The organism is Stenotrophomonas sp. YJH_SMC_16, from assembly GCF_059367875.1.
The window spans coordinates 282,729-301,605 of the sequence record NZ_JCAFRH010000001.1; the positions used below are offsets into that span (position 1 = coordinate 282,729).

An 18,877-nucleotide genomic window follows, 5' to 3' on the forward strand; every position below is an offset into this window, starting at 1 on the left:
TTTCGTACTTCTGCCAGGCATACGCATGACTTCCGCACCCCGCACCCTGTACGACAAACTGTGGGACGCCCACGTGGTGGTTCCCGAATCCGACAGCGCGCCCGCCGTGCTGTACATCGACCTGCACCTGATCCACGAGGTGACCTCGCCGCAGGCGTTCACCGAGCTGCGCGAGCGCGGCTTGTCGCCGCGCCGCCCGGACCGCACCAAGGCGACGATGGACCACTCCACGCCGACCCTGCCGGCCGCCGCTGACGGCACGCTGCCCTATGCCAGCGCCGCCTCCGAGGCACAGGTCGCCACGCTGGCGCGCAACTGCGCCGAGCATGGCATCGAGCTGTTCGACATGGCCTCGGACAACCGCGGCATCGTCCACGTGATCGCGCCGGAACAGGGCTTCACCCAGCCGGGCATGACCATCGTCTGCGGCGACAGTCACACCTCCACCCATGGTGCGTTCGGTTCGCTGGCCTTCGGCATCGGCACCAGCGAAGTCGGCCACGTGCTGGCCACGCAGTGCCTGCTGCAGCGCAAGGCCAAGACCTTTGCCATCACCGTTGATGGCCCATTGGCGCCAGGCGTCGGTGCCAAGGATGTGGTGCTGCACATCATCGGCGTGATCGGCGTCAACGGTGGCACCGGCCACGTCATCGAGTTCCGTGGCAGCACCATCGAAGCGATGGACATGGAACAGCGCATGACCCTGTGCAACATGTCGATCGAAGCCGGCGCGCGTGCCGGCATGGTGGCGCCGGACCAGGTCACCTTCGACTTCGTCGCCCGCACGCCGCGCGGCCCCAAGGGCGCCGACTTCGACGCTGCCGTGGCGCGCTGGCAGCAGCTGCGCAGCGATGACGGCGCACGCTTCGACAGCGAAGTGCACATCCACGCCGCCGACATCCGCCCGACCCTTACCTGGGGCACCCATCCGGGCACGGCCATCGCAGTGGACGCGCCGATTCCGGCGGCCAACGATGCCGCCGCACAGAAGGGCCTGGACTACATGCACTTCCAGGCGGGCAAGGCGCTGGCCGGTACGCCGGTGGACGTGGTGTTCGTCGGTTCGTGCACCAATGGCCGCCTGAGCGACATGCGCGAAGTCGCGCAGGTCCTGCGCGGCCGCCGCGTCGCTGACCGCGTGCGCATGCTGGTGGTGCCGGGCTCGGAGATCGTCAAGCGCGAGGCCGAGGCCGAAGGCATCCACGAAATCGTGCGCGCGGCCGGTGCCGAGTGGCGCGAGCCGGGCTGCTCGATGTGCATCGCCATGAACGGCGATCTGGTCGCACCCGGCCAGCTGGCCGTGAGCACCAGCAACCGCAATTTCGAAGGCCGCCAGGGCCCCGGTTCGCGCACGCTGCTGGCGTCGCCGATGAGCGCGGCGTGGGCCGCTGTGAACGGGCACGTTGCCGATACCCGCGAACTGTTCGCACAGGAGGTGGCGTGATGGCCGGTTTCCGTACCCTGACCTCGGCCAGTGTGGTGCTGCGCCAGACCAACATCGACACCGACCAGATCATCCCGGCGCGGTTCCTGTCCACCACCGAACGTGCCGGCCTGGGCCGCAACGCCTTCAATGACTGGCGCTGGCAGGCCGACGGTTCGCCGGTGGCTGACTTCGCCTTCAACCAGCCGCACAACGCCGGCCGCAGCATCCTGCTGGCGGGCCGCAACTTCGGCTGCGGTTCCTCGCGCGAGCATGCGCCGTGGGCACTGACCGACCTGGGCCTGCGTGCCATCGTCAGCAGCGAGATCGCAGATATTTTCCGCGGCAACTCGCTGAAGAACGGCCTGCTGCCGATCGTGCTGGACGAGGCCGACGTACAGGCGCTGATGCAGCGCCCGGACGATGAGCTGACCATCGACGTGGCTGCGCGCGAACTGCGCGCGCCCGATGGCCGCGTCTATTCCTTCCCGCTGGATGGCTTCTCGCAGACCTGCCTGCTGGAAGGCGTCGACCAGTTGGGGTATCTGTTGGGCCGTGTCCCTGAAATCGAACGTTACGAGAGTGAGCATGCACGCTGAGATTGTTGTCCTGCCCGGTGATGGCATCGGCCCGGAAGTGGCCGCCGCGGCAGTGGCCGTCCTGAAGGCCGTCGCCGAACGCTTCAACCACACCTTCACCTTCAGCGAGCACGACATCGGTGGCATCGCCATCGACCGTCATGGCGAACCGCTGCCCGCCTCCACGTTGACTGCCTGCCAGGCCGCCAACGCCGTGCTGCTGGGCGCGGTTGGCGGCCCGAAGTGGTCCGACCCGAACGCCAAGGTGCGCCCCGAACAGGGCCTGCTGGCGATCCGCAAGGCGCTGGGCCTGTACGCCAACCTGCGACCGGTGCGCACCCACGAAGCCGCGCTGCATGCCTCGCCGATCAAGGCCGAGCTGCTGCAGGGCGTGGACTTCGTGGTGGTGCGCGAGCTGACCGGTGGCATCTACTTCGGCGACAAGACCCGCGACGCCGACAGCGCCAGCGACCTGTGCCGCTACACCGTGGCCGAGATCGAACGCGTGCTGCGCAGTGCCTTCCGCCTGGCGCAGCAGCGTCGCGGCAAGGTCACCTCGGTGGACAAGGCCAACGTACTGGAAACCTCGCGCCTGTGGCGTGACGTGGCCGCGCGCATCGGCCGCGAGGAGTTCCCGGACGTTGCCCTGGAGCACCAGCTGGTCGATTCGATGGCCATGCACCTGCTGGCCAAGCCGCGCGAGTACGACGTGATCGTGACCGAGAACATGTTCGGGGACATCCTCACCGATGAAGCCTCGATGCTGGCCGGTTCGCTGGGCCTGCTGCCGTCGGCCTCGCTGGGTGAGCCGGGCGCCGTGGGCATCTACGAGCCCATCCACGGTTCAGCCCCGGACATCGCCGGCAAGGGCATCGCCAATCCGTACGCAACGATCTTCAGCGCGGCGATGCTGCTGCGCCATTCGCTGGGCCTGGAAGCCGAAGCCGCCGCGGTGGAAGCGGCCGTGCATGCGGTGCTGGATGATGGGGTGTTAACTGCCGACCTCGCGGCCAAGGGCCAGGCGGTCAGCACCGCTGCAGCCACCGACGCGGTGCTGGCCAAGCTGCGCTGACCCATCGGGCAACGCCTGTAGAGCCGAGCCATGCCCGGCTCATTCAACAGCAGTCGAGCATGGCTCGACGCTACAGGTAGCAGGCAGCCACGCCATGCGTGGCTGCGTTACTTGGTGGTGTACCCACCATTGACCAGAATCGTCTGCCCGGTCATCCACCAGCCATCGGTGACCAGGAAGCGGATCCACGGCACGATATCGGTGATATCGGTCAGGCCAGTGCGGGTGAACGCCGACAGCGCGGCCGCGGTCTTGTGGTACGCCTGCGCATCGGCGCTCTCGGCCGGGTAGAAGAACGGCGTGTCCATCGGACCGGGGCCGATCGCGGTCACCGAAATGCCGCGCTCACCGAACTCCTTCGACGCCGCGCGGGTGAAGTGCTCGACTGGCGCCTTGGTACCGGCATAGCTGGAATAGAACGGCGTGAACGCGCCCAGCAGCGAGGTGACCAGGGTGCAGATGCGCCCACCGTCATTGACGTGGCGCCCAGCCTCCTTGAGGAAGAAGAACGCGGCCTTGGCGTTGACCGCGCTCATCTCGTCGTACTCCGCTTCGCTGATGTCCAGCAGCGGCTTCTTCAATACCTTGCCGACCGTGTTGATGGCGATGTCGGGACGGCCGACTGCGGCCACGGCATCGGCGAACAGACGCTCCATCGCTGCCGCCGAGGTCAGGTCGCCCTGCAGGGCCACCGCCTTGCTGCCGGCGGCCTGCACGGCGGCGACGGTCGCCTCTGCATCGGCCTGGGTGGCGGCGCTGTTGTAGTGGATGACGATGGCTTTGGCGCCCTGTGCGGCGAAGTCGCGGGCGATCAGTCCGCCCAGGTTCTTGGCGCCACCGGCAATCAGCACGGTCTTGCCCTTGAGGGAATGGTCGGTCATGGCTTCGGTCTCGGGGAGGAGGCTGCCCGGGGTGGCAACCCTGCCCTGACGACGATATCGTGCAGAAAATGCGGATAAAGCCCGCCACTTTGACTTAACTTTCCAGAGCCAGCGAACAATGGACCGGATCGATCGCTTCCGCATCTTCACCCGGGTGGTGGAGTGCGCCAGCTTCACCCGCGCCGCCGACCAGCTCGGCCTCCCCCGCTCCACCGTCTCGGCAGCCATTGCGGAGCTGGAGCAGCGGCTCGGCACCCGCCTGCTGCAGCGCTCGACCCGTCGGGTGTCCACCACCCATGATGGGGACGTGTTCCATGCCCGCTGCCTGCGCCTGATCGCCGAGGTTGAAGACGCCGAATCGCTGTTCCGCCAGGACGACGCGCAACCGGTCGGTTTGCTGAAGATCGACGTGCCCAGTCGCATCGGCCGTCGCATCATCGCTCCGGCGCTGCCAGGGTTCTTCACGCAGTATCCGCAGGTGGAAGTCGACGTGGGCATGACCGACCGCGCGGTGAACCTGATCGAAGACGGCTGCGATGCGGTGCTGCGGGTCGGCCAGCTGGGTGACTCCAGCCTGGTGGCGCGCACGCTGGGGCAGCTGGATTTCGTCAACGTTGCGGCGCCGGCCTACCTGCGCGAGCACGGTGTACCGCAGCATCCTGCCGACCTGCAGCAGCACCGCGCGGTGAACTATGCGTCGCCGACCACGGCACGGGTGGAACCGTGGGAGTGGCAGGACGGCGGCCAGCTGCGCACGCTGCCGATGCCCGGCTGGGTGCGGGTGAACAGCGCGGAGGCGTCGATCGCGTGCTGCGTAGCCGGACTGGGCTTGCTGCAGATTCCGCGCTACGACGTGCAGGCGGAACTGCAATCCGGCGAACTGGTGGAAGTGATGCCGCAGTATGTGGCGCAGCCGTTGCCGGTGACTCTGTTGCAACCGCATCGGCACCACCGTGCGCTGCGCGTGCAGGTGTTCATCGAATGGCTGCTGCCGGTGCTGCGGAGCGGCCTGCAGCTGCAGTAGCTCCACGCCATGCGTGGATGCATGCATCCGTGCCAACCAAGGTTGGCACCTACCGAGCGATGGCAAATCGCGGTAGATCCACGCCATGCGTGGATGCTTCTGTAGAGTCGAGCCATGCTCGACTCATCCCGTCATCGCGCGAAGAGCAGCCGAGCATGGCTCGGCTCTACAGAAAGCAGATCCCGCGAGCAGATCAATCCGCGCCATGCGTGGATGCAAGCCGCAGTGCCAACCAAGGTTGGCACCTACCAGAGGCGGTGGCCGTAGAACCCGGGGCGTTATGCCCCGGATTCGTCCGGCTTCACCCGGAACCATGCCGCATACAGCGCCGGCAGGAATACCAGGGTCAGCACCGTGCCCACGATCAGGCCACCCATGATCGAAATCGCCATCGAGCCATAGAACGCACTGCGCGACAGCGGAATCATCGCCAGCACCGCCGCCAGCGCGGTCAGCACGATCGGGCGGAAACGGCGCACCGTGGCATCGATGATCGAATGCCAGCGATCATGCCCGGCATCGATATCCTGCTGGATCTGGTCGATCAGGATCACCGAGTTGCGCATGATCATCCCCGCCAGTGCAATCGTGCCCAGCAGCGCCACGAAGCCGAACGGCGCGCGGAACAGCAGCAGGAACAACGTCGCACCGATGATGCCCAGCGGCGCGGTTACCAGCACCATCGCCGCACGCGAGAAGCTGCGCAGCTGCAGCATCAGCAGCGTGGCCACCACCACCAGGAACAGCGGCATGCCGGCCTTGATCGAGTTCTGGCCACGGGCCGAATCCTCCACCGTACCGCCGGTCTCCAGCAGGTAGCCACTGGGCAGTTCAGCGCGGATCCCGTCCAGCGTCGGCAGGATCTGGTGCACTACGTCCAGCGGCTGCATGCCGTCGCTGATGTCGGCACGCACGGTCACCGTCGGCAACCGGTTGCGGTGCCAGATGATGCCGTCCTCAAAGCCATACTCCATCGTCGCCACCTGCGACAGCGTGATGCTGCCGCCGTTGGCGGTCGGCATCGACAGGCTGGACAGCAGCTCCAGCTGGTTGCGCTCATCGGCCGGGCCACGCAGCAGCATCTCGATCTGGCGGTTGCCTTCGCGGTACACGCTCACCGACTGCCCGGCCAGCGAACTGGACAGGAACTGGCTGACCTGGGCACTGCTCACGCCCAGCGCGCGGGCGCGCTCCTGGTCGATCACCAGCCGCACTACCTTGCTCGGCTCGCTCCAGTCCAGGTTCACGTTCATCACGTGTGGGTTCTCACGCACCTTGGCTTCGACCTGGCGCGCGATCGCCTGCACCTTCTCGATGTGCTCGCCGGAAATACGCATCTGCACCGGATAGCCGACCGGCGGGCCGTTCTCCAGGCGGGTCACGCGCATCTGCACGTCCGGGAACTTCGGAATCACTTCGTGCAGCAGCCAGTCACGGGTGCTTTCGCGCGATTTGATGTCCTTGGCCAGCACCACGAACTGGGCGAAGTTGGTGGCCGGCAGCTGCTGGTCCAGCGGCAGGTAGAAGCGCGGCGAACCGGTGCCCACGTAGGAGACGTAGTTGGCAATGCCCTCGCGGCTGGACAGCAGCTTCTCCAGCTTCTCGGCCTGGGCCTGGGTCGAGCGCAGCGACGCGCCCTCGGCCAGCTCGATGTCCACCATCAATTCCGGCCGGGTCGAATCCGGGAAGAACTGCTGCGGCACGAAGCGGAACAGCATCAGCGAACCGATGAACAACGCGATGGTCGCGGCGATCACCCACCAGCGCCGGCGCAGGCAGGTATCCAGGAAGCGACGGAAGCTGCGATAGAACGGGCGCTGGTACGGATCATGGTCATGCCCGTGCTGCGGCGGCGCGATCAGGTTGGCCAGCGCGGGGTAGCGGTCGGCCCACTGCTGGCGCTTGGCATGCCAGCGCGCGGACAGGCTGCCCGGCTTCGGCGGCTGCGGATTGAACAGGTCCGGCAGCATCTTGTCGCCCAGGTACGGGATGAACAGCACCGCCGCGATCCACGACACCACCAGCGCGATGGTCACCACCTGGAACAGAGAACGGGTGTACTCACCGGTGCTCGATGCCGCTGTAGCGATCGGCAGGAAGCCGGCCGCCGTGATCAGCGTACCGGTCAGCATCGGGAACGCAGTTGATTCCCAGGCAAAACTGGCCGCGCGCAGGCGGTCGTAACCCTGTTCCATCTTGGTGGCCATCATCTCCACCGCGATGATCGCATCGTCCACCAGCAGGCCCAGCGCCAGCACCAGCGCACCCAGCGAGATCTTGTGCAGGCCGATGTCGAAGTAGTGCATGACGAAGAACGTCATCGCCAGCACCAGCGGGATGGTCACGCCCACCACCAGACCGGTGCGCAGGCCCAGCGAGAAGAAGCTGACCAGCAGCACGATCACCACCGCCTCGGTCAGTACCTGCACGAACTCGCCGACCGACTCTTCCACCGACTGCGGCTGGTCGGACACCTTGCGCAGCTGCATACCGGCCGGCAGGGTCTTCTGCAGGCGTTCGAACTCGGCATCGAGGTTGGCGCCGAGCTTGAGGATGTCACCGCCATCCTTCATCGCCACCGCCAGCCCAATCGCCTCTTCACCCATGAAGCGCATCTTCGGCGACGCCGGATCGGCGAAGCCACGCTTGACCTCGGCGATGTCGCCCAGGTGCACGGTGCGGTCACCGGCGCGGATCGGGAACTGGCGGATCGCTTCGATGTCGTTGAACTGGCCGGTCACGCGCAGCTGCACGCGATCGGTGGCGGTCTCGAAGAAGCTGGTGCCGGTCACCGCATTCTGGTCGGCCAGTGCCTGCTGCACCTGCTGCATCGACACGCCCAGCGTGGCCAGCCGGGTATTGGACAGCTCGATCCACACCTTCTCGTCCTGCAGGCCGACCAGGTCGATCTTGCCGACGTCGGGCACGCGCTGCAGTTCCAGCTGGATGCGGTCGGCGTAGTCACGCATCACCGCGTAGTCGAAGCCCTTGCCGGTCAACGCATAGATGTTGCCGTAGGTATCGCCGAACTCATCGTTGAAGAACGGGCCGACGATCTCGCGCGGCAGCGTCGGGCGGATGTCACCCACGCGCTTGCGCACCTGGTACCAGAGGTCCGGAATCTGCCTGGAACGCAGGCTGTCGCGGGCCATGAAGATGACCTGCGATTCGCCCGGGCGCGAGTACGAGCGGATGAACTCGTACTCGCCGGTGTTCATCAACGCCTTCTCGATCGGCTCGGTCACCTGCCGCGAGACCTGCTCGGCGGTGGCGCCCGGCCATAGCGTGCGCACCACCATCGCCTTGAAGGTGAACGGCGGGTCTTCGGACTGGCCCAGATGCTTGTACGACCATGCGCCGATGAGGGCGAAGGCGAGCATCGCGAACAGCACCAGCGGGCGGTTGGACAGCGCCCACTCGGAAAGATTGAAGCGGCGCACCGGCTTACTCCTTGGCCTTGGCGGCAGCCGCCGGCGTAGCCGGCTTCAGCACCGGGCGGTTCTGACGATCCACCGCGATCACCGGCTGGCCCGCCCGCAACAGGTGGCCGCCGGCAGCAACCACCCAGTCACCCGCGTTCACGCCGGACAGTACCGGCACCGTCTCGCTGCCAAACGCCCCAGTGGTGACCGCTGCGGCCTTCAGCGTACTGTTGGCCGGATCAACCACCCACACGCTGGCGGCACCGTTGGCACCGCGCTGCAGTGCGCCCAGCGGCAGCTGCAGGGTGCCGTGGCGGCCGGCGCTGCTGTAGACGCGCGCGCTCTGGCCCAGCTCGACATCGGCCAGCGCATCGGCGGCCAGGCTGACCCGCGTCGCGTAGGTGCGTGCCTGCGGATCGGCGGCGGCGGCAATCTCGCGGATCGTGCCTGGCAGGCGCTGCCCCGGGCGGTTCCACAACTCCACCTCGACCGGCTGGCCGACCGCGTAGTCGCGGATGGTGGCTTCGGGCAGGTCGATCAGCACTTCGCGGCCACCATCGGCGGCCAGGTTGAAGATGGTCTGTCCGGCGGACACCACCTGCCCGGCCTCGGCCTCGCGGCTGGCGATCACGCCGTCAGCCGGTGCGCGCAGCTGCGCGTAGTCGGCCTGGTTGCGCAGCACATCGAGGTTGGCGCGGGCAGCGTTGGCCTGGCCCTGCGCCGCTTTGAAGGCGGCGGACTGCTGGTCCAGCTGCGAACGGCTGACCAGTTGCTGGTCGGCCAGCACCTGGTAGCGCTTGAGGTCGTCGCGGGCACGCACCAGGTCGGCTTCAGCTGCGGCCAGCTGCGCCTGCGAAGCGCGGGCCTGCAATGCGAAGTCGGCTGCATCCAGCTCGGCCAGCACGTCGCCCTTCTTTACCCGCTGCCCGGCATCGACATGGCGCTTGACCAGGTTGCCGCCGACGCGGAACGACAGCGGGCTTTCCTGGCGGGCACGCACCGTGCCCGGGAACGCCGCCGGCGCCTGTCCGGCCTGTTCGCCGGGGTGAACCACCAGTACCGGCACGGCCGCCTGCGGCGCCTGTTCCTGTCCCGAACAGGCTGCCAGCGCAGCCACCCACACCATACCGCCCATCCAGCGCACGATCTTCATCGGTCAACGTCCTGAAAACGCAGGGTTGCAACAAGGGGGAGCCGCGACTGCCGGCCCAATTTAATAAACCGGCCGGTATAGTATAAATATCGAACCGCTTGGTCTAGTATTGTTGCGATGAGTTCTTCCACTTCCCGCAAGCCGTCGGCCAAGCCTGCTGCCAAGGCCGCCGGACCCGGGCGCCCCAAGGATCTGGGCAAGCGCGCGGCGATCCTTGAAGCAGCCAAGGTACTGTTCATCGAACAGGGCTATACCGGCGTGAGCATGGACGCCATTGCCGCCCAGGCCGGCGTCTCGAAGCTGACCGTGTACAGCCACTTCGGCGACAAGGAGACCCTGTTCTCCGAGGCCGTGCAGTCAAAGTGCATTGAAATGCTGCCCGATGCCCTGTTCGTGGCCGACGCGGACGGCCCGCTGCGCGACCAGCTGATCGGCATCGGACTGGCCTTCTTCGAACTGATCACCTCCGACGCGGCGATCTCGATCCAGCGCATGATGATGGCGCCGGAGACCGACGAACGCCTGCGCGAGCTGTTCTGGAAGGCAGGCCCGGAGCGCACCTGCGAGGCCCTGGCTGACTTCCTGCGGGCACGCGCCGAGCGCGGCGAACTGGACATCACCGACTATTCGCTGGCTGGCGAGCAGTTCCTGACCCTGGTCAAGGGCGAAGTGCACATGCATATGATGTGCGGCATGCCACTGTCACCGGTGGAGTGCGACCCTCTTGCCCATGTGACCGCCAGCATCGACTTCTTCCTGCGCGCCTATGCGCCGCGAGGGGCCGGGACGGCTGAATAACCAAAACTGAACGAACCGGAGGTCGCGATGACTTCCGGCACTGCGACCCCGGCCACCCGGCAGCTGATGCTCTGGGCGCGCCGCCGGCCTCCGGCACCGGTAAAATGGCCGGCCCACTGCGCTGGATTTGAACCTCATGACGATTGATTACGCCCACGCCCGCGAACTGATGGTGGAACAGCAGATCCGTCCCTGGGACGTGCTGGACATCAAGGTGCTCGACGTCCTGGCCCGCCTGCCGCGCGAGGCCTTTGTCGCCGATGCACACCGGGCGCTGGCCTACGCCGATGTCGAACTGCCGATCGGCCATGGCCAGAAGATGATGAAGCCGGTCATCGAGGGCCGTACCCTGCAGGCACTGGATCTGCAGCCGGGTGACGAAGTGCTGGAAATCGGCACCGGCAGCGGCTTCCTGGCAGCCTGCATCGGCGCGCTGGCGCGCGACGTGCTGAGCCTGGAGATCGACCCGGAACTGGCCGCCGCCGCGCGTGCCCGCCTGGATGCTTCCGGCCTGGGCACCAACGTCCGCGTGGAAGTGGCTGACGCCCTGTCCTGGCAGACCGAACGCCGCTTTGACGTGATCTGTGTCACTGGTGCGGTCGACGTGGTGCCGTCACAGTTCGCCTCGTGGCTGCGTCCGGGTGGTCGCCTGTTCGTGATCCACGGCCGCTCGCCGGCGATGGAGGCCCTGCTGGTCAAGGCCGACGGCAGCACCGAGTCCCTGTTCGAGACCGATATCGATTACCTGCGCGGTGCCGCCCCGGCACCCCAGTTCCACCTCTGAGTCCAAGGAAGCCGCAATGATCCGCCGATCCCTCGCTGTTGCGCTGGCCACTGCCCTGCTGCCGTTGTCCGCCCATGCCGCCGACCTGCTGCAGGTCTACGAAATGGCGCGCAACGGCGATCCGCAGCTGTCCGCCGCCGAATCGACCCGGCTGGTCGACAAGGAAGGCGCCGTGCAGGCGCGCGCCGCCCTGCTGCCGCAGATCAACGGCCAGGCCACGCTGAACCGCACGCGCAGCGAGCCGAACGCCGACATCAACTCCGGCTCGTTCACCAACAAGCGCCGCAATTACACGATCGATGGCAGCCAGACGCTGTTCAACTGGACCCAGATCAACAACCTGCGTTCGCAGCGTGAGCTGAGCAAGGCGGCGGACTTCACCCTCGATTCGGCCAACGACAGCCTGATCGTGCGCACCTCGGCGGCCTACTTCAACGTGCTGGTGGCGATCGAATCGCTGAACGCCGCACAGACCAACGAAGCGGCCGCGAAGAAGCAGTTCGACTTCGCCGACAAGCGCCTGGAAGTGGGCCTGGCGCCGATCACCGACGTGCACGAAGCCCGCGCCCAGTACGACCAGGCGCGCGCCAACACCATCGTTGCGCAGAACACCCTGGCCGATAACTACCAAGCCTTGACCGAACTGACCGGCCAGCCGGTGGTCAACCTGCGTGGCCTGCCGGCGGACTTCCGCCCGGAAGTGCCGGCCAACCGCGGCAACATCGACGAGCTGGTGCACCAGGCCACCACCCAGAATCCGGCGCTGAAGGCGCAGGAACTGAAGGTCAGTGCCGCCGAAGCTGGTGTGCAGGCCGCCCGTGGTGGCCACTACCCGACCCTGTCGCTGGGCGGCAGCTGGGGCAAGACCGCGACCTGGGGTGACAGCACCGGCGCCGGCTCGCTGTCGCCGGACGCGCGCACCAACAGCATCGGCCTGACCCTGAGCGTGCCGATCTTCGCTGGCGGTGCCACCCAGTCCAACGTGCGCCAGGCGCTGGCCCAGCGTGACATCGCCCAGGATGGCTACGAGCAGCAGAAGCGTGCCCTGGACCGCAACACCCGCAATGCCTACCAGACCCTGGTGCAGGGCATCAGCGAAGTGGAGGCCCGCCGCCTTGCGGTAGTCTCGGCGCAGAGTGCCTACGACGCGTCGCAGGTTGGCCTGGAAGTCGGTACCCGTACCGTGCTGGACGTGATCCAGAACCAGCGCATCCTGTTCTCGGCGCAGCTGGACTACGCCCAGGCCCGCTACACCTTCCTGCAGAACCGCCTGCTGCTGAGCCAGTCGCTGGGTGCGCTGGACGTGGCAGAGCTGCAGGACGTGAACCGCCTGCTGACCCAGGACGCCGGCAACCCGGCAACGACCACGCACTGAGTCGTCGCCCTGCCGGCAACGAAGAAGCCACCCGCGAGGGTGGCTTTTTTGTGGGCGGCGCGTACGGCCCGACCCACGCATGGCGCAGATCTGCCGGCCGTCAGCCCGGCCACGCGCCTGCCCGTTCCACTGCGGCCAGCACGCACAGCGCCGTGGCCAGGGGCGCAAGCACCATTGCAGCACCCGGCATCGGCGCACGGACACGCAGTGCCGCCGGGCACAAGGCCGCCATCACCAGCAGGGTTGCTGGACCCGGCAGCACCGGCAAGGCGCCGACCGGCGCTCCCAAGGCCAGCAGCGCCGCCGTCAGCACCACGGTGACCGGTATCAGCCGCGTCCGGAACGCGGGCGCTTCATCACCGGCCACAGGCCGGAGCTGCGCTGCCAGGTGTGCGGCCAGCGACAACAGCACCAGCAGCAGTGCTGCCAGCCCGGCCATGCCCGCCAGCGGCAGCAACGGCAGCAGCCACTGCAACTGCGGAAGGCCCTGCAATGCCACCGACAACGGCCGCGTACTGTCCAATACCGGGAACTCGACCAGGCCGGCCTGCAACGCGGCCAGCATGATCAGCAGCAGCATCGCCAGCAGCAGCGCGGCCGCCAGCAGCCCGGGTGATCGCGTGCGCGCCTGCCGGCCACGTCCGGGAAATCCCAGTGCCAGCCCCACACTGGCAAACACCCCCAGCAAGGGCACGCTTGCCGCCAGCACCCCGCCGGGGCCGAATCGATAGGGCGCGGTGGCGTCCGGCAGCCACGGAATCCAGTTGGCGTAGTGCACGTGGCGAACCGCCAGCGCCAACAGCAACAGCCCGACACCGATCTTCACCGTCAACAACACGCAGACCGTCAGCGCGATGCGACGCGGGGGCAGCAGCACGAACGCACCCAGCACCAGCAGACTGGTGACGGCCATCACCGGATCCGGCAGCGCGCTGCCGGTTTCAATACCGCGACTGGCAAACACGGCACGCGCGTGGCTGGCCGTGGACTGCGCCACGCCGGCGCTGGTCATCACCAGTTCCAGCAGCAGTGCAGTACCCAGCAGCCGCGCGGCTGCCGTGCCCCAAGCGGCCCGCAGCAGGCCGTGCAGGCCATCGGCTGCGGGCTGCTGCTGGTTCAGCACGTGCAGGCAATACAGCATCGGCGCCGTGCCCAGTGCGGCCAGCAGCAGACTCAGTACGATGGCCGGACCCGCCTGGGCGGCGGTGTACTGGCCAACCAGGGCGATCACGCTGCCACCCAGCAGCAGGGTCAACGCCACCATCGCGAAGTGATCCATTCCCAGCAGCGCGTGCCGGCCACGGCGGTTATCGCTGTCCATCGCAAGCCCTCTTGAATCCGCACAAGCGCGGTCGACAGGAGGCTGGCAGCGTGCGCCAAGTGGCGGTATCAGAATCCGTACTGTGCGCACCGCGATGTGACCACAAACACGTTCGCAGCCACGCATCCGGTCCTGCTGCGACAGGAATCCGGCTGCTAAGCAGAATTGATGCAGTCGATCACGTCAGTCGGTCCGCGTAGCATCCGCCCTGGCGGTGTTGCTGCCCGGCTCAGCTGCGCGGCGGCGGCAGATGTGGCGCGACCAGCGCCAGCGTGCGCTGCAGGGCACCGCGGCCATTGCTGACCAGCGTGCAACCGGCACGGGCCATGTCCTCGCGCGCCTGGGCGTCGCCCAGCAGGTGCTGCAGCAGGTCACCTACCGCCTGCACGTCCTCGCCGATCAGCAAGGCACCGGCCTCTCGCATGCGCCGTGAGATCTCGGCGAAGTTGTGCAGGTGCGGACCGGTCACAGCGGCAGTGCCCATCGCCGCCGGTTCCAGCAGATTGTGGCCACCGATCGGCTGCAGGCTGCCGCCGACGAAGGCGACCTGTGCACAGGCATAGAACGGCATCAGCTCACCCAGGGTGTCGATGACGAAAACATCCGTGCCGGCCTCCGGCCATTGCTTCGCGCGACGGGTCGCCACGTTCCAGCCCTGCTCGCGCGCCAGCGCCTCCACCTTCGGGAAGCGCTCGGGGTGCCGCGGTGCCCACAGCAACAACAGGTCGGGGTGCTGCTGGCGCAGGCGCCGATGCAGGTCGATCACCGCCTGCTCCTCACCATCGTGGGTACTGGCCGCGATCCACACCGGGCGCCCGGCGGGCACGCAGGCATGGAACTGCTCGACGAAGCCCTGCACATCCGGCGTGGCGATATCGAACTTGAGGTTGCCCAGCGCCTGCACCTGTTCCCGCGCAGCCCCCAGCTGCACGAAGCGCTCGGCGTCGTCCTGCGACTGCGCGGCCACGCAGGTAACCGTGCGCAGCGCACGGCGGATCAGCGCCGCCAGCACCCGGTAACCGCGCAGCGAGCGCGCTGACAGGCGGGCGTTGAGGATGTAGACCGGAATGCGGCGATCGCGGCAGCCGAACAGCATGTTCGGCCACAGCTCGGTTTCCAGGATCAGCGCCAGGCTGGGCTGGAAGTGGCCGAGGAAGCGGTTGACGCTGCCCGGTACGTCGTACGGCAGATAGACGTGGTCCAGCGCGTCTCCCCACAGCGCGCGCACGCGCTCCGAACCGGTCGGGGTGATGGTGGTGATGACCCAGCGGATGTCCGGACGCTGCTGGCGCAGGGCATTGACCAGTGGCGCGGCGGCGTTGACCTCGCCCACCGAGACCGCGTGCAGCCAGACCCGCGGCTGGCCGGTCGGCTGCGGATACGAGGCATAGCGCTCGTCCCAGCGCCGGAAGTATTCACGGACCCGGAAACCGCGCCAGACCAGGTGGTACACGGTGATCGGCAGCAGGATGTAGAGCACGGCCGAATACAGGCCGCGCAGGATCCATTCGACAGGGTCTTTACGCATGCGGCAAGGATACGGGAGCCCCCCGGGAAAGACACGCAGCCGGGTTGGTAGAATGGCGCCATGTCCGATGCCACCACCGCCATCCGCCCGTCGCTGCGCGATCCCCGCAACTGGCCGATGTTCACCGCCATGCTCGGCGCCTTCGCCATCGCCCGCCTGCCGTGGATGCTGCAGCGTGCGCTCGGCCGTGGCGTCGGCTGGATCAGCTGGCGCCTGCTCGGCAGCCGCCGTCGCGCCGCCGAGGTCAACCTGAAGTTGTGCTTCCCGGAGAAGGACGAGGCCTGGCGCCAGCGCCTGGTGCGCGACAGCTTCGACGCGCTGGGCGTGGGTGTGCTCGAGTGCATCCGCGCCTGGTGGGGCAGCATCGACCGCATCCGCCCACAGGTGAAGATCGAAGGCCTCGAGCATCTGCGGCAGATGCAGGCCGAAGGCCGCGGCGTGCTGCTGGTGTCCGGCCACTTCATGACCCTGGAGATGTGCGGCCGCCTGCTGTGCGACTACGTCGATCTTTCAGGCATGTACCGCAAGCACAAGAACCCGGTGTACGAGTGGGCGGTGAAGTTCGGCCGCCTGCGCTATGCCAAGGCGATGTTCGCCAATGAAGACATCCGCGCGACCGTGCGCCACCTGAAGAAGGGCGGCTTCCTCTGGTACGCGCCGGACCAGGACATGCGCGGCAAGGACACCGTGTTCGTGCCCTTCTTCGGCCATACCGCATCCACCATTACCGCCACCCACCAGCTGGCGCGGATGACCGGTTGTGCGGTGATTCCTTACTTCCACCGCCGCGAGGGCGGGAAGTACTTCCTGAAGATCGGCGCGCCGCTGGAGAACTTTCCCAGCGAGGATGTGGAAGCCGATACCACGCGGGTCAACCAGGCCATCGAGGAGATGGTGCGCGAGGCCCCCGACCAGTACCTGTGGATCCACCGCCGTTTCAAGCGCCAGCCGGGCGGGCGGAGCGATTTCTACAAATAACGGGATGCGGTGGAAGGGCCGGCGTGCTCATGGTAGTCGCCAACCTTGGCTGGCGCCGATGAACCGAGGCCGGTCCCGAGGCGCCAACCAAGGTTGGCAACTACTGCATCGGCGGAGATTCATCCGATTCGCGGGCCAACAGGCTGCCGGCGAACAACGCCGCCAGCAGCACGGTCAGGCCACCCCAGAACGCGGAATAGAACGCCAGATGCGTGTTGAGCGGGAACACGGTGACCGCCAGCGCCAGCATCGCCGGGCGGGCCCGCTCACGCGCGGCCATCGGTGCATAGCGCCAGGCCCGCCAGGCCTGGGCCACGGCTGCCAACCACAGCAGCAGGCCGAGCACGCCGGTTTCCGCCAGGATTTCAAGCACGATCTGATGGGCATGCAACGCCGGGGCATCGCCCCACACCGCCGGTTCGTCGCCAGACACGCAGGCTGGATAGGCATCGCGGAAGCCGCGTGCACCGACGCCATTGAGCGGATGTTGCTCGATCATGCAGGCCGCGGCGTCCCAGATCCGCGCACGCCCTGACAGTGCCTCGTCGACACCGCGCTCGCTTCCATCCCAGGCCAACGCCGTTCGCGCGAAGCGTTCGCGCAGCTGCGGCACGCTGGCGGTCAGCGCGCCCGCACCGAGGACAGCGACCAGCGCCAGCAGCACCAACCGTTTCCAGCCGAACTGGCGCACGCCGCTGTAGGCAAGCACCAGCGCGAAGGTGATCCACGATGCGCGCGAGCCGGCCAGCAGCAGCACGCAGCCCAGCGCCGCTGCGGCCAGTACCCAACCCGGATTGCCAAAGCGACGCGCCAGCGGCAACAACAGGAACGGTGAGAGACTGGCCAGGACCTGGCCGAACTTCAGGTTGCACGGCCCGAGAGCCCCACTGAGGCGATCGACCACGGCCGCCTCAGTGGCCGGGCACAACGGGTGACCACTCACCGCAAGCTTCAGCTGCTCAAGCGACCAGAACCACGGGCTGGTTCCGGCCAGCGCCTGCACCAGCGCATCCAGGGTCCATGCGCCGGTGATCAGCGCCAGGCCACCGAAGGTCAGCCGCCGCCGTTCGGGCGTGGCCACCGCGATCGCCACCAGCCACATGAAGGGCAGGTATCGCAGGCCGGCGGCCGCCTTCGTCCACGACGCTGCTGGATCGATCGCATCAAACGCCGAGAACGCCTGCGGCAGCCAATAGCCGAGGAACAGGATCGAGGTCAGCGCCCACGCTGCCGTGCTCAACAGGTGCGGACGACGCTGCAGTCGGCGCATGACCATGCGCGCGGCGGCGTAGACCGCGCCAAGACCGAGAATGGTTTCGGCGATGCCCGGCAACGGCCACATCGCCACGTACGCCAGCACCCACCAGGGCGCCCAGCGTCCGGCGCGGTCGTCGCGCACGGTGACGGCGGGGTCAGCCGGCGAGGTCGGCATAGAGGCGGAGGGTATCGCGCTGCATGGCCTGCAGGGTAAACGGGATGCGGGTCGGCAAGGACGGCGGCTGCGCCAGCAGGGCCAGCGCACGTTCACCCAGCGCGCGTGCATCGCCCAGCGGCACCGCGCCAGCGGGCTGCAGCTGCCGTAGCAGTTCGCCGACGCCACCATGATCCCAGCCCAGCACCGGGCGGCCCACCGACAGCGCCTCGACCACAGTACGGCCGAATGCTTCGGGCTTGTCCGACAGCTGCAGCACCAGATCGCTGGCCGCATAGGCCTGGGCGATGCGCGCGGTCGGTGTGCTGATCTGCACGGCATCCATCACGCCCAAAGCAGCGGCCTGCCGGCGCAGGTCGGCCACGTAGGCTTCGCGGCCCGGTTCATCGGTGCCCAGCATCCACAGCTGTGCCGGTACACCGGCCGCGCGCACATCCGCCAGCAACTGCAGCGCATGAGCATGTCCCTTCAGCCGGGTGCCCCGCCCCGGCAACAGCAGCAGCGGGCCCTCAACCTGCGCCAGCCACGGGTAGTCGGCTGCCAGCGCCAGTCGTGGCCGGCGGTCGGCGCGGGCCACGCGCGGAAACTGTGCGACATCGACGCCGCGCGGAATCACCTGCAGCTTCGCTTCGGGAACTGTCGGATAGTGCCGCTGCACGTAGTCGCGCACGCTGTTGGACACGCAGATCACGCGTTCACCGCTGGTCATCACCGCGCTGTAGCGACTGGGCGAATTCAATCCATGCACGGTGGTCACCCAGTGCGGGCGCTGTGCGGCGGGCATGGCACGGATCGCGTACAGGCCCAGCCAGGCCGGCAGCCGCGAACGGGCATGCACGATGTCCGCGCCAACCTCGGCGAACAGGCGGCGCAGGGTCGGCAGGTGGCGCAGGGTCAGCAGCGATTTGCGGCCGATGTCGAGGGTGAGGTGCTCGGCACCGCTATCGAGCAAGGGCTGCACCAGGCGGCCACCGGCGGAGACCACCAGCGCACGATGGCCGGCGGCGACCAGGGCCGCAGCGATTTCCAGGGTCGAGCGTTCGACACCGCCGGAGTGCAGCGCCGGCAGCAACTGCACCACGGTCAATCGGCGCATCGAAGGGGCGGC

The 18,877-nt window shown here is 67.6% G+C and carries 15 protein-coding genes; 8 read left to right on the plus strand and 7 right to left on the minus strand.

Annotation, left to right across the window (positions count from 1 at the left end):
- The first annotated feature begins 25 nt into the window (after window positions 1-25).
- Genes leuC through leuB form a run of 3 tightly spaced genes read left to right on the plus strand, consistent with a single transcriptional unit; the run spans window position 26 to window position 3,073 of the window.
- Complete coding sequence (gene leuC, locus AC5P6E_RS01240) at window positions 26-1,444, plus strand: 3-isopropylmalate dehydratase large subunit (protein ID WP_049413322.1); 1,419 nt, start codon at window positions 26-28, stop codon at window positions 1,442-1,444.
- Complete coding sequence (leuD, locus tag AC5P6E_RS01245; protein WP_043400186.1) at window positions 1,444-2,022, plus strand: 3-isopropylmalate dehydratase small subunit; 579 nt, start codon at window positions 1,444-1,446, stop codon at window positions 2,020-2,022. The genes leuC and leuD overlap by 1 nt, the downstream gene beginning before the upstream one ends.
- Window positions 2,012-3,073 (plus strand): 3-isopropylmalate dehydrogenase, encoded by a 1,062-nt coding sequence (leuB, locus tag AC5P6E_RS01250; protein WP_495230618.1) that lies wholly within the window; start codon window positions 2,012-2,014, stop codon window positions 3,071-3,073. Before leuD ends, leuB begins: the two co-directional genes overlap by 11 nt.
- Window positions 3,074-3,180: 107 nt before the next feature.
- On the opposite strand, the gene AC5P6E_RS01255 is transcribed toward leuB, so the two are convergent.
- Window positions 3,181-3,954 (minus strand): SDR family oxidoreductase, encoded by a 774-nt coding sequence (locus AC5P6E_RS01255; protein ID WP_019338817.1) that lies wholly within the window; start codon window positions 3,952-3,954, stop codon window positions 3,181-3,183.
- Window positions 3,955-4,072: 118 nt separating this feature from the next.
- Here AC5P6E_RS01255 and AC5P6E_RS01260 point away from each other — a divergent pair, with 118 nt between their 5' ends.
- Window positions 4,073-4,978, plus strand: coding sequence for a LysR family transcriptional regulator (locus AC5P6E_RS01260; protein ID WP_495230619.1), 906 nt, complete (start codon window positions 4,073-4,075; stop codon window positions 4,976-4,978).
- Window positions 4,979-5,256: 278 nt separating this feature from the next.
- Here AC5P6E_RS01260 and AC5P6E_RS01265 read toward each other — a convergent pair whose 3' ends face one another.
- Both AC5P6E_RS01265 and AC5P6E_RS01270 read right to left on the minus strand, forming a co-directional pair.
- The gene (locus tag AC5P6E_RS01265; protein WP_495230620.1) at window positions 5,257-8,418 is read right to left on the minus strand and encodes an efflux RND transporter permease subunit; all 3,162 of its coding nucleotides are present in this window, start codon (window positions 8,416-8,418) and stop codon (window positions 5,257-5,259) included.
- A 4-nt stretch (window positions 8,419-8,422) separates the two neighbouring features.
- The gene (locus tag AC5P6E_RS01270; RefSeq protein WP_010480785.1) at window positions 8,423-9,553 is read right to left on the minus strand and encodes an efflux RND transporter periplasmic adaptor subunit; all 1,131 of its coding nucleotides are present in this window, start codon (window positions 9,551-9,553) and stop codon (window positions 8,423-8,425) included.
- A gap of 117 nt (window positions 9,554-9,670) precedes the next feature.
- Here AC5P6E_RS01270 and AC5P6E_RS01275 point away from each other — a divergent pair, with 117 nt between their 5' ends.
- The 3 genes from AC5P6E_RS01275 to AC5P6E_RS01285 all read left to right on the plus strand — a co-directional run bounded on the left by AC5P6E_RS01275 (window position 9,671) and on the right by AC5P6E_RS01285 (window position 12,510).
- On the plus strand, window positions 9,671-10,351 hold the full coding sequence (locus AC5P6E_RS01275) for a TetR/AcrR family transcriptional regulator (protein WP_019338820.1): 681 nt from the start codon (window positions 9,671-9,673) through the stop codon (window positions 10,349-10,351).
- 136 nt (window positions 10,352-10,487) lie between these two features.
- On the plus strand, window positions 10,488-11,135 hold the full coding sequence (locus AC5P6E_RS01280; RefSeq protein ID WP_049398378.1) for a protein-L-isoaspartate O-methyltransferase family protein: 648 nt from the start codon (window positions 10,488-10,490) through the stop codon (window positions 11,133-11,135).
- Between the two features lie 16 nt (window positions 11,136-11,151).
- The gene (locus AC5P6E_RS01285) at window positions 11,152-12,510 is read left to right on the plus strand and encodes a TolC family outer membrane protein (protein ID WP_010480790.1); all 1,359 of its coding nucleotides are present in this window, start codon (window positions 11,152-11,154) and stop codon (window positions 12,508-12,510) included.
- Window positions 12,511-12,610: 100 nt separating this feature from the next.
- Here the strand turns inward: AC5P6E_RS01285 and AC5P6E_RS01290 are convergent, their stop codons facing one another.
- Both AC5P6E_RS01290 and waaA read right to left on the minus strand, forming a co-directional pair.
- Window positions 12,611-13,831, minus strand: a complete 1,221-nt coding sequence (locus tag AC5P6E_RS01290; protein ID WP_312661891.1) for an APC family permease — start codon at window positions 13,829-13,831, stop codon at window positions 12,611-12,613.
- A 229-nt stretch (window positions 13,832-14,060) separates the two neighbouring features.
- Window positions 14,061-15,359, minus strand: coding sequence for a lipid IV(A) 3-deoxy-D-manno-octulosonic acid transferase (gene waaA, locus AC5P6E_RS01295; RefSeq protein ID WP_010480795.1), 1,299 nt, complete (start codon window positions 15,357-15,359; stop codon window positions 14,061-14,063).
- Window positions 15,360-15,419: 60 nt separating this feature from the next.
- On the opposite strand from waaA, the gene AC5P6E_RS01300 reads away from it, so the two are divergent.
- The gene (locus AC5P6E_RS01300) at window positions 15,420-16,337 is read left to right on the plus strand and encodes an LpxL/LpxP family Kdo(2)-lipid IV(A) lauroyl/palmitoleoyl acyltransferase (protein WP_010480797.1); all 918 of its coding nucleotides are present in this window, start codon (window positions 15,420-15,422) and stop codon (window positions 16,335-16,337) included.
- Between the two features lie 100 nt (window positions 16,338-16,437).
- Here the strand turns inward: AC5P6E_RS01300 and AC5P6E_RS01305 are convergent, their stop codons facing one another.
- Window positions 16,438-17,769 (minus strand): O-antigen ligase family protein, encoded by a 1,332-nt coding sequence (locus AC5P6E_RS01305; protein ID WP_010480798.1) that lies wholly within the window; start codon window positions 17,767-17,769, stop codon window positions 16,438-16,440.
- Window positions 17,750-18,865 (minus strand): glycosyltransferase, encoded by a 1,116-nt coding sequence (locus tag AC5P6E_RS01310; protein ID WP_043400167.1) that lies wholly within the window; start codon window positions 18,863-18,865, stop codon window positions 17,750-17,752. Before AC5P6E_RS01310 ends, AC5P6E_RS01305 begins: the two co-directional genes overlap by 20 nt.
- Window positions 18,866-18,877 lie beyond the last annotated feature (12 nt).

What these genes read in the sequence shown, in the direction of transcription:
- leuC (WP_049413322.1), top strand. Translation starts at nt 26, where the DNA reads ATGACTTCCGCACCCCGCACCCTGTACGACAAACTGTGGGACGCCCAC.
- leuD (WP_043400186.1), top strand. Translation starts at nt 1,444, where the DNA reads ATGGCCGGTTTCCGTACCCTGACCTCGGCCAGTGTGGTGCTGCGCCAG.
- leuB (WP_495230618.1), top strand. Translation starts at nt 2,012, where the DNA reads ATGCACGCTGAGATTGTTGTCCTGCCCGGTGATGGCATCGGCCCGGAA.
- AC5P6E_RS01255 (WP_019338817.1), bottom strand. Translation starts at nt 3,954, where the DNA reads ATGACCGACCATTCCCTCAAGGGCAAGACCGTGCTGATTGCCGGTGGC.
- AC5P6E_RS01260 (WP_495230619.1), top strand. Translation starts at nt 4,073, where the DNA reads ATGGACCGGATCGATCGCTTCCGCATCTTCACCCGGGTGGTGGAGTGC.
- AC5P6E_RS01270 (WP_010480785.1), bottom strand. Translation starts at nt 9,553, where the DNA reads ATGAAGATCGTGCGCTGGATGGGCGGTATGGTGTGGGTGGCTGCGCTG.
- AC5P6E_RS01275 (WP_019338820.1), top strand. Translation starts at nt 9,671, where the DNA reads ATGAGTTCTTCCACTTCCCGCAAGCCGTCGGCCAAGCCTGCTGCCAAG.
- AC5P6E_RS01280 (WP_049398378.1), top strand. Translation starts at nt 10,488, where the DNA reads ATGACGATTGATTACGCCCACGCCCGCGAACTGATGGTGGAACAGCAG.
- AC5P6E_RS01285 (WP_010480790.1), top strand. Translation starts at nt 11,152, where the DNA reads ATGATCCGCCGATCCCTCGCTGTTGCGCTGGCCACTGCCCTGCTGCCG.
- AC5P6E_RS01290 (WP_312661891.1), bottom strand. Translation starts at nt 13,831, where the DNA reads ATGGACAGCGATAACCGCCGTGGCCGGCACGCGCTGCTGGGAATGGAT.
- waaA (WP_010480795.1), bottom strand. Translation starts at nt 15,359, where the DNA reads ATGCGTAAAGACCCTGTCGAATGGATCCTGCGCGGCCTGTATTCGGCC.
- AC5P6E_RS01300 (WP_010480797.1), top strand. Translation starts at nt 15,420, where the DNA reads ATGTCCGATGCCACCACCGCCATCCGCCCGTCGCTGCGCGATCCCCGC.
- AC5P6E_RS01305 (WP_010480798.1), bottom strand. Translation starts at nt 17,769, where the DNA reads ATGCCGACCTCGCCGGCTGACCCCGCCGTCACCGTGCGCGACGACCGC.
- AC5P6E_RS01310 (WP_043400167.1), bottom strand. Translation starts at nt 18,865, where the DNA reads ATGCGCCGATTGACCGTGGTGCAGTTGCTGCCGGCGCTGCACTCCGGC.